The organism is Streptomyces sp. CO7 (assembly GCF_053474865.1).
In genome coordinates this window covers 254,218-263,916 of record NZ_JBRIOU010000004.1, presented here as the reverse complement: position 1 = coordinate 263,916, position 9,699 = coordinate 254,218, and the positions used below count along the sequence as shown (strand labels likewise).

Sequence of the window (9,699 nt, the reverse complement as noted above, 5' to 3'; positions counted from 1 at the left end):
GGTGCGCGGAGATACTGGGCCGCTCCGTCTGACGGCCGCGCCCGCACGGCCGTGGCCGCGGCCGTCAGACGGAGCGGCCCAGTATCTCCGCGCACCCTTCCGCGCAACTGCCCGCGAGGAGCGGACCCGGCAGCCCGGGGGCGGTCAGGGTGACGATCAGCAGCGGGGAGTCGGCGGCGTCGTTGCTGTCCGGCGGGTCGCCGAGCACGAGGTCCTCGAAGGAGATCCCCGGCCGCAGCGCCGACTTCGGCAGGGTGACGCGCAGATCGGTCGACCCGCCGGACCTGAGGTGGAGTCCACCCGTACCGTCCGCGTTGCGGCCGCCGCCCCCCTTCACGACACGCGGCGTCAGCCCCTCGGCCCGGGCCAGCAGCCCGTGGGTGTGCGGGGCGCAGACGGTGACGGTGGCCTCCAGCGCCCCCAGCACCAGCGGCCGCTCGCCCGTGCCGAGCCGCAGGCCGGCGCGGAAGCGCACCGGGCCGCCCTCGCCGTCGTTCGACGCGCCGTACGACGAGATCAGCAGGGTCGGGCTGTCGTCGGGGCCGGCGAAGTCCAGTTCCCGCAGCTCGGCGCACTCCTCGGAGGCCGGACCGGCGGCGGCCGGACCGCCGCCCGCATCCCGTTCCTCGTGCCCCGTGGACCCCACGTACACGAGGACGAGCACGCACATCACCAGCGCGGCCGCCGTCGCCCACGTCCGCGGCCTCACCCGGTCGGCCCTCGCCGCTCCGTCCATGTCGACCGCCCCCTCAGCCGCGGCGCTTCAGACGCACGAGGACGGGCGCGCCGAAGGGGTCGCCGGACTGGTTCACCTGGACGTGCCCCGCGCCGAACCACTCGTCGGTTCCTGGCACCCGCTGGATCCGCTCCAGCCACAGCGACTGCCGGGAGTCCTCGCGGGCGCCCGTGGACACGGGCAGGCGGTGACGGCCGATCTTCACGCAGCGCCCCTCGGCGGTCAGGTACCAGTTGCCGTCCAGGAGGAGGCCGCCGTCGTCGTCCTGGCCCAAGGGGATCCTCGGGGCGCACCCGCCGGGCGGCTCCGGCAGCTCCGTCCACCGCGCACCGTCCCAGCGGAGCCGGACGGCCTCGGTCGCGGGCTCGACGCCGCCCTCGCCGTGGTTGAAGTCGTGGCGCCCGTACGCGCGCACCTCGCCGCCGTCGAGCGCGACGACGTGGTCGAGGCTCGCGCCGGGCTCCGCGGGAAGCGGGTCGGGGAAGCGGTACCGCGGCGTGCCCACCGCCTGCCAGGACGCGCCGTCCCAGCGCATGGTGGCGGGCTGCGTGTACGGCAGGCCCTGGGCCGACTCCGTGCCCGGTCCGGTCGTGCGGTGGCCGACCGCCCACATCTCCCGCGGTTCCGCCGCGGCGATGTCGGTGGCGGGGTACGGCAGCGTGGTCGTCACCCACCGCGTCCCGTCCCAGTGCAGGGCCGACCGGTCGGAGGCGAGGATCCAGACGTCATCGGGCCCCGAGGCGGCGACCTCGACCGGGTCCGTCACGCTGGTGAGGAGCCGGCCCCGGACCGGTGGCGGGTGGGGCAGCGCCGACCAGCGGACGCCGTCCCACCTGGCCCAGGTGAGGGACGGGCCGGAGGCCGCGTGGGACCACAGCCACAGTTCCCCGGCGCCGACGACCTCGAGATGCGGCGTCCCCGCGGCGTCGCCGAGCGCCTCGGGCAGGGGTTCGCGCTTCCATCCCGTGCCGTCGTGGTGCAGGAGGCCGGCGTCGGACCTGCCGGTGTGCTCCGTGCCGACGGCCCAGACGTCGTCCTCGGCGAGCACGGCGAGGTCGTCGAACCTCCCGTGGAAGTCGGCGATGTGCGCGAACTCCCACGAGAGGGGGCTCGCGGGAGCCCTCGACGCGCTGCCGGACGCCCCGCGCGAGCCCGGCGGTGCGGGTGAGGCAGGCGGCGGGTCCGCGGCGCATCCCGCCGCCCCGAGCGCCAGGGCCACCACGGCGGCCACCGTACGCGCGGCCACCGCCGCCCCGCGCACGGCTTCCGCGGGTCGACTCACGGTCGTGCTGCGTCCGGCCGCGCTGCGTCCGGCTCCGGCCGGCCCGCCGACGGCCGTCTTGGGCACCGCTTGGGCCGGCCGAGGGCCCGCCCTCGCGCGGCTCCTGCGGGTCGGTCCACGGTCGCTCCCCTCCCTCGCCGCCCCGGAGGAACGGTTTCCCGGCCGCCCCCTCCCCGGAGCGGCCTCAGGCGGGTGAGCCTAGCCGTGCCCGACCGGCCGCCGGACGCCCGGTCAGCACTCGATGATGTTGACGGCGAGCCCGCCGCGGGCGGTCTCCTTGTACTTGACCGACATGTCCGCGCCGGTCTCCTTCATGGTCTTGATGACCTTGTCGAGGGAGACCTTGTGCGAGCCGTCGCCCCGCATCGCCATCTTCGCGGCGGTCACGGCCTTCACCGCGGCCATGCCGTTGCGCTCGATGCAGGGGATCTGGACCAGGCCGCCGACCGGGTCGCAGGTGAGGCCCAGGTTGTGCTCCATGCCGATCTCGGCGGCGTTCTCGACCTGCTCGGGGGAACCGCCCATCACCTCGGCGAGGGCGCCGGCGGCCATCGAGCAGGCCGAGCCGACCTCGCCCTGGCAGCCGACCTCGGCGCCGGAGATGGAGGCGTTCTCCTTGAAGAGCATGCCGATCGCCCCGGCCGCGAGGAGGAAGCGCACCACACCGTCCTCGTCCGCGCCCGGGACGAAGTTCAGGTAGTAGTGCAGGACGGCGGGGATGATGCCGGCCGCGCCGTTGGTGGGGGCGGTGACGACCCGGCCGCCGGCCGCGTTCTCCTCGTTGACCGCCATGGCGTAGAGGGTGATCCACTCCATGGAGTGGGCCAGCGGGTCGCCGGCCGCGCGCAGCTGGCGGGCGGTGACGGCGGCCCGGCGGCGGACCTTGAGACCGCCGGGGAGGATGCCCTCGCGGGACATGCCGCGGTCGACGCACTGGCGCATCACCCGCCAGATGTCGAGCAGGCCGCCGCGGATCTCCTCCTCGGTACGCCAGGCCTTCTCGTTCTCCAGCATCAGCGAGGAGACGGACAGCCCGGTCTCCTTGGTGAGGCGCAGCAGCTCGTCACCGGTGCGGAACGGGTACTTCAGCACCGTGTCGTCCAGCTTCACGCGGTCCGCGCCGACGGCCTCCTCGTCGACGACGAAGCCGCCGCCGACCGAGTAGTAGGTCTTGTAGAGCAGCTCCGTGCCCGCGTGGTCGTAGGCCGCGACCGTCATGCCGTTGGCGTGGTACGGCAGGGCCTCGCGGCGGTGCAGCACCAGGTCGGCGTCGAAGTCGAAGGGGATCTCCTGCTCGCCGAGCAGGCGCAGGGTGCCGGTCTGCTTGATCTTCTCGACGCGCTCGTCGGCGGACTCGACGTCGACCGTGCGGGGCGAGTCGCCCTCCAGCCCGAGCAGCACCGCCTTGGGGGTGCCGTGTCCGTGGCCGGTGGCGCCGAGCGAACCGTAGAGCTCACAGCGGACGGAGGCGGTGGCCTCCAGCAGGTCCTCGTTGCGCAGGCGGGCGGCGAACATGCGTGCGGCGCGCATCGGACCCACGGTGTGGGAGCTCGACGGGCCGATGCCTATCGAGAACAGGTCGAAGACCGAGACGGCCACGTCGACTCCTCATTGAATCGTTGGCTGGCTGTGCAGGGGGCGGTGTGGGGGAAGGGCGCGGGGGCGCCGCGCCCACCGGGTCATGGTGGACGGACGCCCCCGAGACGTACAGGAATCGTACGGAACACCCCAGGCAGTGCGAAAATCGCACCTACCGTGTCCGAGTGGTCACAGCGACGGGTAGAGCGGGTGCTTGGCGGCCAGCGCCTCGACACGCACCCGCAGGGCGGTCGCGGTGTCGGCCGGGAACGGCGTCGGGGCCTTGAGGGCCTCGGCGATCACGTCCGCGACCTCGGCGAAGTCCTCCGCGCCGAAGCCCCGGGTGGCCAGCGCCGGGGTGCCGACCCGCAGACCGGAGGTCACCATCGGCGGACGCGGGTCGTTCGGGACCGCGTTCCGGTTGACGGTGATGCCGATCTCGTGGAGCCGGTCCTCGGCCTGCTGGCCGTCCAGCTCCGAGTCGCGCAGGTCGACCAGGACCAGGTGGACGTCCGTGCCGCCGGACAGGACCGAAACTCCGGCCGCCGTCACGTCGCCCTGGACCAGGCGCTCGGCGAGGATCCGCGAGCCCTCCAGCGTCCGGCGCTGGCGGTCCTTGAACTCCTCGGAACCGGCGACCTTGAAGGCCACCGCCTTGGCCGCGATCACGTGCTCCAGCGGGCCGCCCTGCTGACCGGGGAAGACCGCGGAGTTGATCTTCTTGGCCAGCTCGGCCGTGGAGAGGATCACACCGCCGCGCGGGCCGCCGAGCGTCTTGTGCGTCGTGGTGGTGACGACGTGCGCGTGCGGGACCGGGCTCGGGTGCAGGCCCGCGGCCACCAGGCCCGCGAAGTGCGACATGTCGACCATCAGGTACGCGCCGACCTCGTCCGCGATCCGGCGGAACGCGGCGAAGTCCAGCTGACGCGGGTACGCCGACCAGCCGGCGATGATCAGCTTCGGCTGCGACTCCTTGGCGAGACGCTCGACCTCGGCCATGTCGACCTGACCGTCCTCGCCGACGTGGTACGGAACCACCTCGTAGAGCCGGCCGGAGAAGTTGATCTTCATGCCGTGGGTCAGGTGCCCGCCGTGGGCCAGGTTGAGGCCCATGATCGTGTCGCCCGGCTTCAGCAGCGCGTGCATCACAGCGGCGTTGGCCTGGGCCCCCGAGTGGGGCTGCACGTTGGCGTGCTCGGCGCCGAAGAGCTCCTTGAGGCGGTCGATCGCGATCTGCTCGATCACGTCGACGTGCTCGCAGCCGCCGTAGTAGCGGCGGCCGGGGTAGCCCTCGGCGTACTTGTTGGTCAGCACCGAGCCCTGGGCCTCCATGACGGCGACCGGAGCGAAGTTCTCCGACGCGATCATCTCGAGGGTGGACTGCTGGCGCGCCAGCTCGGCGTCGATCGCCGCGGCGACGTCGGGGTCGAGCTGGTGGAGGGGAGTGTTCAGGGTCGACATCAGGCTCAGTTCCCGGCGAACTCGGTGTACTCGTCGGCCGTCAGCAGATCGGTCGGCTCCTCGGAGAGGCGGACCTTGAAGAGCCAGCCGCCCTCGAAGGGCTCCGAGTTCACCAGGGACGGGTCGTTGACGACATCCTCGTTGATCTCGGTGACCTCGCCGGACACCGGCGAGTAGAGGTCGGAGACCGACTTGGTCGACTCCAGCTCGCCGCAGGTCTCACCCTCGGAGACGGACTCGCCGACCTCGGGAAGCTGGGCGTAGACGACGTCACCGAGGGCGTCGGCCGCGAACTTGGTGATGCCGATGGTGGCGACGCCGTCCTCGACGGGCGAGAGCCACTCGTGCTCCTTGCTGTAGCGCAGGTCCGTGGGGTTGCTCATGGCAGAGATTCTCCTGTACGCGGGGAGTTTCCGAAGGGTCCGGAAGAACCGGGAAAGGAAGGAACGGGGGTGTCGGACGGGATGTGCGACGGAAAGGGGTTACTTCCGGCGCTTGTAGAACGGCAGGGCCACGACCTCGTACGGCTCGTGGGTGCCCCGGATGTCCACGCCCACGCCGGCCGTGCCGGCACCGGCGTACGCCGCGTCCACGTAGGCCATCGCGATCGGCCTGCCGAGGGTGGGGGAGGGGGCGCCGGAGGTGACCTCGCCGATCACCTCGCCGCCCGCGACCACGGAGTAGCCCGCACGGGGGACCCGGCGGCCCTCGGCGATCAGGCCGACCAGCTTGCGCGGCGGCTTCTGCTCCGCGCGGTCCGCGGCCGCGGCCAGCGCCTCGCGGCCCACGAAGTCGCCCTCCTTCTCGAACTTCACGACCCGGCCGAGTCCGGCGTCGAAGGGAGTGAGCGAGGTGGAGAGCTCGTGGCCGTACAGCGGCATGCCGGCCTCCAGGCGCAGGGTGTCCCGGCAGGACAGGCCGCAGGGGATCAGGCCCGAGGGGGCGCCCGCCTCGGTCAGCGCCAGCCACACCTTCTCGGCGTGCTCGGGGGCGGTGAACAGCTCGAAGCCGTCCTCGCCGGTGTAACCCGTACGGGCGATCAGCGCCGGCACGCCCGCCACGGTGCCCGGCAGGCCCGCGTAGTACTTCAGGCCGTCGAGGTCGGCGTCCGTGAGGGAGGCCAGGATGCTGGGGGAGGCGGGGCCCTGGACGGCGATCAGGGCGTAGGCGTCGCGGTCGTCGCGCACCTCGGCGTCGAAGCCGGCCGCCCGCTCGGTGAGCGCGTCCAGGACGACCTGGGCGTTGGAGGCGTTGGCCACGACCATGAAGACCGGGGAGCCGTCCTCGGCGTCCGCGAGGCGGTAGACGATCAGGTCGTCGAGGATGCCGCCGTCCTCCTGGCAGATCATCGTGTAGCGCGCGCGGCCGGCGCCGACGGTGGCGATGTTGCCGACCAGGGCGAAGTTCAGCAGCTCGGTCGCCTGCGGCCCGGTGACCGTGATCTCGCCCATGTGCGAGAGGTCGAAGAGGCCGGCGCCGGTGCGCACGGCGTTGTGCTCGTCGCGCTCGGAGCCGTACCGCAGCGGCATGTCCCAGCCGGCGAAGTCGGTCATGGTGGCGCCGAGCGAACGGTGCACGGCGTCGAGCGCGGTGTGGCGGAGGTCGGAACTGCTCATGGGCGGACTCCCGGTACGGGCGAGGACATGACGGTGGAGTGTTCCTCCCCATCTGTCATCGGAACCTGAGAGGTTCGCCATGAACGCCGGACGCGATGACGGTCCGGGGCCAGAGCTTGCACCGTGGGTGGGACCGCCACGGGGGCGGACCGCTTTTCAGATGTGCCTCGCCCGCGCGGTGACTGGGCCTGAGAGATTCAAGGGAGGGACTTGCTCCTTCGGCGCCCGGGCCGACGCCACGTCCGAGAAGACGTGGGTCCGGTCCCCGGGACTCTCCCGCGCGGATTCAAGCGGCCGGTATGCAGTTGACCCGCACATCATCGCACGGGCTCCCGGGGCACTGGCGGACCCCCGTGTGTTGCGGGACTGTGGCGGGAACCGGGCGTAAATGAGACGACGGCGCATTACCTTCTTTTTACACTCGAGGGGGATGCTCCAGGTCCCGAACCTGAGGGGGAGGACGACCACGTGAAGAGGACGATCGCCGGCGCCGCGTACGCCGTGCCCGTGACCGGCCCCGGGGTGCGCCACCGGGCGCGCTCCTGGGCGGGCGAGCGGACGCGGACCGGGCGGGTGCGGACCGAGGGTGCGGACCGGCCGGGGCGCTGCGCGGTGGGGGAGACGGCCGCGGGCAGGGTCCGCGACCTGCGCGGCAGGCCCGGCGGCGGCGTGGCCGGCGAGCGGCTGATCTTCGGGGCGCACGACGTGGTGGTGGTCACGGGGCTGCCGGGCAGCGGCAAGTCGACCATGATGCGGCGGGTCGTCGGGGAGGACGCCGTACGGATCGACAGCCAGGACACCCGGGACCGCTGGGACGCCCGGATGCCCCGCTCGCTGCCCTACGCCGTCTACCGGCCGCTGGTGCGGCTCGACCACTACGCGGGCCTGCGGCGTGCCCTGCGCGGCGCGCGGCCGGTGGTGGTGCACGACTGCGGCACCCAGCGGTGGGTCCGCTCCTGGCTGGGGCGCGCGGCGCGGCGGCGGGGCGGAGCGATGCGCCTCGTGCTGCTCGACGTCACCGCGGGCGAGGCGCTGCAGGGGCAGCGGGCGCGGGGGCGCGGCGTCTCCCGGTACGCCTTCGCCCGCCACCGCAGGGCGGTCGGGCAGCTGCTCGCCGACGTGCGGGACCGGGGGCTGCTGCCCCGGGACTGCGGCTCGGCGGTGCTGCTGGACCGCTCCGCCGCGCGCTCGCTGCGGGGCATCGGGTTCGCCCTCGAACGGCCCGCGGGCGTCCCGTAGTCTGACGAGCCGCAGTCCGGCCGCGGCGGGACGGACCGCGACGACGGCAGCGGACAGCGCAGAACCCCAGGCGGTAGGCATGAACTTCGCGGCGGACGAGCAGGCCCGTGCGGGCGGATGGCCCGGCAACGAGCTGGAGGAGGTGCTGACGGCCTCGGCGGCCGCCCCGGCGTCCCCGGCCACCGGCGCCCGCGTGCTCGAGGTGCTGACCCGCAGCTTCGTGTGGATCCCGCTCCCCGAGGGCGGCGGCCGGGACAGCGTCACCCTCGACCTGCCCACCGTCGACCTGGGCGGGCAGACCTTCGTGCCGGTCTTCAGCTCCCAGGAACAGTTCCAGCGCGTGGTGGGCTCCCACATGTCGTTCACCATCGCCCCGGTCGTGGAGTTCGCCCGCGGCCTGCCGCCCGAGGTCGGCATCGTCGTCAACCCGGACGGCGCGGTGGGGCTGCCGCTGACGCCGGAGGCGGTCGCCGAGCTGTGCCGCGCCGCCGGACCCGGCAGCGGCGGCCGGGTCCGCCTGCGCGAACCGGACTGGCAGGAGGACCCGGTCGACTTCTTGCGCGCCGCCTCCGAGGAGTTCGCCGCGCTCGGGGTGGTCGCGAGCGCCCGCCGCTGCCTGGCCGCGGTCGAGACGGCGGAGCCCGCGCTGTTCGTCGGCGTCGAACTCACCACCTGGGACGCCCCCTCCGGCGACGCCCGCGCCCTGCCGCTGGAGGCGCTGGGCCGCGCCCTGGGCCGCCACCCGGTGCCCTGGCCCGTCAACCTGGTCCTGCTGGACGCCGTGCCGGACCCGGTCTGCGACTACCTGCGCACCAAGGTGCGGCCGTTCTTCGGCGCCCTGTGACCGGGCGCCCCCACGGGGCAAATCGCCCGGGACCTCACGGCTCGGTCAAGGTGGTGTCTCTGACCCCGCTTAAGCTGGTTTCATAATCCCGGTCGAACACTCGCTGTCGGACATCGATGGGGCGGAACCAATGTCTTCGCGAAGGGCTGGTTGAGGTGAGCGCGTCGGGCACGGCCGCCGCCGGGCAGGTGGAGCAGATGCTGCGCCAGGTGACGCCCGGGCGCTATGACGCCTACGAGGCGCTGCTGCGCGCCCTCGCGAACCCGTCCGCCGGCCGGCTGTGGATGCTGCTGTGGCAGGGCCGGTCCGGAGCCCCCGACGCGCGCTACGGGAGCATGGAGGTCGACGGGTACTTCTACGTCCCCTGCGTGACCTCCGACCAGGAGCTCTCCGCCAGCGGCTGGACGCGCGGCTACGAGGTGACCGACGCCCTCGAGGCGGCCCGCGCCCTCTACCCCGACCACCACGGGCTGTGGCTCAACCCGCACGCCCCCGGCGGCGGGGTCGGCGTCCCGTGGCTGGACCTGCGCCGGATCGTCGCCGGCCTCGACCGTCAGCCGGCCGGACCGCTGCGGCTGTCCGAACCGGCCATCGAGGTGCCCCAGTTCTACGCCCTGCTGGTGCAGAACGCCCACCGCACCCCGGCGGTGCGGGCGCTGCGCCGCGCCTGGGTGCAGCCGGCGCTCGGCGCGCCCTACCTCGCCGTGGGCCTCGACGTGTACGAGACGTCGCCGGCGGCGGTGGAGTCGGTGCGGGCGATGATGAGCCAGTCGGTCGGTGTGGTGCCGGACGGGCTGGCCGTCTCCACGGTCGCCATGGCCGACGACCACGACCCGGTCGCCCTCTGGATGCGGGCCAACGCCCGTCCCTTCTACGACCGCGACGCCCACGGGCCGGCCGGCTCGGGCCGCGGGGGGTACGGCTACCCGGCCGTGCACTGACC

The 9,699-nt window shown here is 73.5% G+C and carries 9 protein-coding genes and 1 riboswitch; of the genes, 3 read left to right on the top strand and 6 right to left on the bottom strand.

Annotation, left to right across the window (positions count from 1 at the left end; all coding sequences use genetic code 11):
- Nucleotides 1–64: 64 nt before the first annotated feature.
- The 6 genes from ACOV8S_RS13925 to gcvT form a co-directional block, all read right to left on the bottom strand.
- Entirely contained in the window at nt 65–736 is a 672-nt protein-coding gene (locus tag ACOV8S_RS13925) for a hypothetical protein (RefSeq protein WP_448318133.1), read from the bottom strand.
- A gap of 13 nt (nt 737–749) precedes the next feature.
- The gene (locus tag ACOV8S_RS13920; RefSeq protein WP_448318132.1) at nt 750–2,018 is read right to left on the bottom strand and encodes a hypothetical protein; all 1,269 of its coding nucleotides are present in this window, start codon (nt 2,016–2,018) and stop codon (nt 750–752) included.
- Nucleotides 2,019–2,249: 231 nt separating this feature from the next.
- Entirely contained in the window at nt 2,250–3,617 is a 1,368-nt protein-coding gene (locus ACOV8S_RS13915) for an L-serine ammonia-lyase (protein WP_448318131.1), read from the bottom strand.
- A gap of 168 nt (nt 3,618–3,785) precedes the next feature.
- Complete coding sequence (gene glyA / locus ACOV8S_RS13910) at nt 3,786–5,057, bottom strand: serine hydroxymethyltransferase (protein ID WP_448318130.1); 1,272 nt, start codon at nt 5,055–5,057, stop codon at nt 3,786–3,788.
- 5 nt (nt 5,058–5,062) lie between these two features.
- Entirely contained in the window at nt 5,063–5,440 is a 378-nt protein-coding gene (gene gcvH / locus ACOV8S_RS13905; RefSeq protein ID WP_382552801.1) for a glycine cleavage system protein GcvH, read from the bottom strand.
- A gap of 99 nt (nt 5,441–5,539) precedes the next feature.
- The gene (gcvT, locus tag ACOV8S_RS13900) at nt 5,540–6,673 is read right to left on the bottom strand and encodes a glycine cleavage system aminomethyltransferase GcvT (protein WP_448318129.1); all 1,134 of its coding nucleotides are present in this window, start codon (nt 6,671–6,673) and stop codon (nt 5,540–5,542) included.
- Between the two features lie 166 nt (nt 6,674–6,839).
- A riboswitch (glycine riboswitch) is annotated at nt 6,840–6,962 on the bottom strand.
- Nucleotides 6,963–7,285: 323 nt separating this feature from the next.
- On the opposite strand from gcvT, the gene ACOV8S_RS13895 reads away from it, so the two are divergent.
- From ACOV8S_RS13895 to ACOV8S_RS13885, 3 genes are all read left to right on the top strand, one after another.
- Nucleotides 7,286–7,912 carry an AAA family ATPase gene (locus ACOV8S_RS13895; protein WP_448318855.1) on the top strand — a complete coding sequence of 209 codons (627 nt, stop codon included), beginning with the start codon at nt 7,286–7,288 and terminating at the stop codon, nt 7,910–7,912.
- Nucleotides 7,913–7,991: 79 nt separating this feature from the next.
- A complete protein-coding gene (locus ACOV8S_RS13890) occupies nt 7,992–8,756 on the top strand; it encodes an enhanced serine sensitivity protein SseB (RefSeq protein ID WP_448318127.1) in 765 nt (254 codons plus the stop codon).
- A gap of 155 nt (nt 8,757–8,911) precedes the next feature.
- On the top strand, nt 8,912–9,697 hold the full coding sequence (locus tag ACOV8S_RS13885; protein ID WP_448318125.1) for an enhanced serine sensitivity protein SseB C-terminal domain-containing protein: 786 nt from the start codon (nt 8,912–8,914) through the stop codon (nt 9,695–9,697).
- Nucleotides 9,698–9,699: the final 2 nt, after the last annotated feature.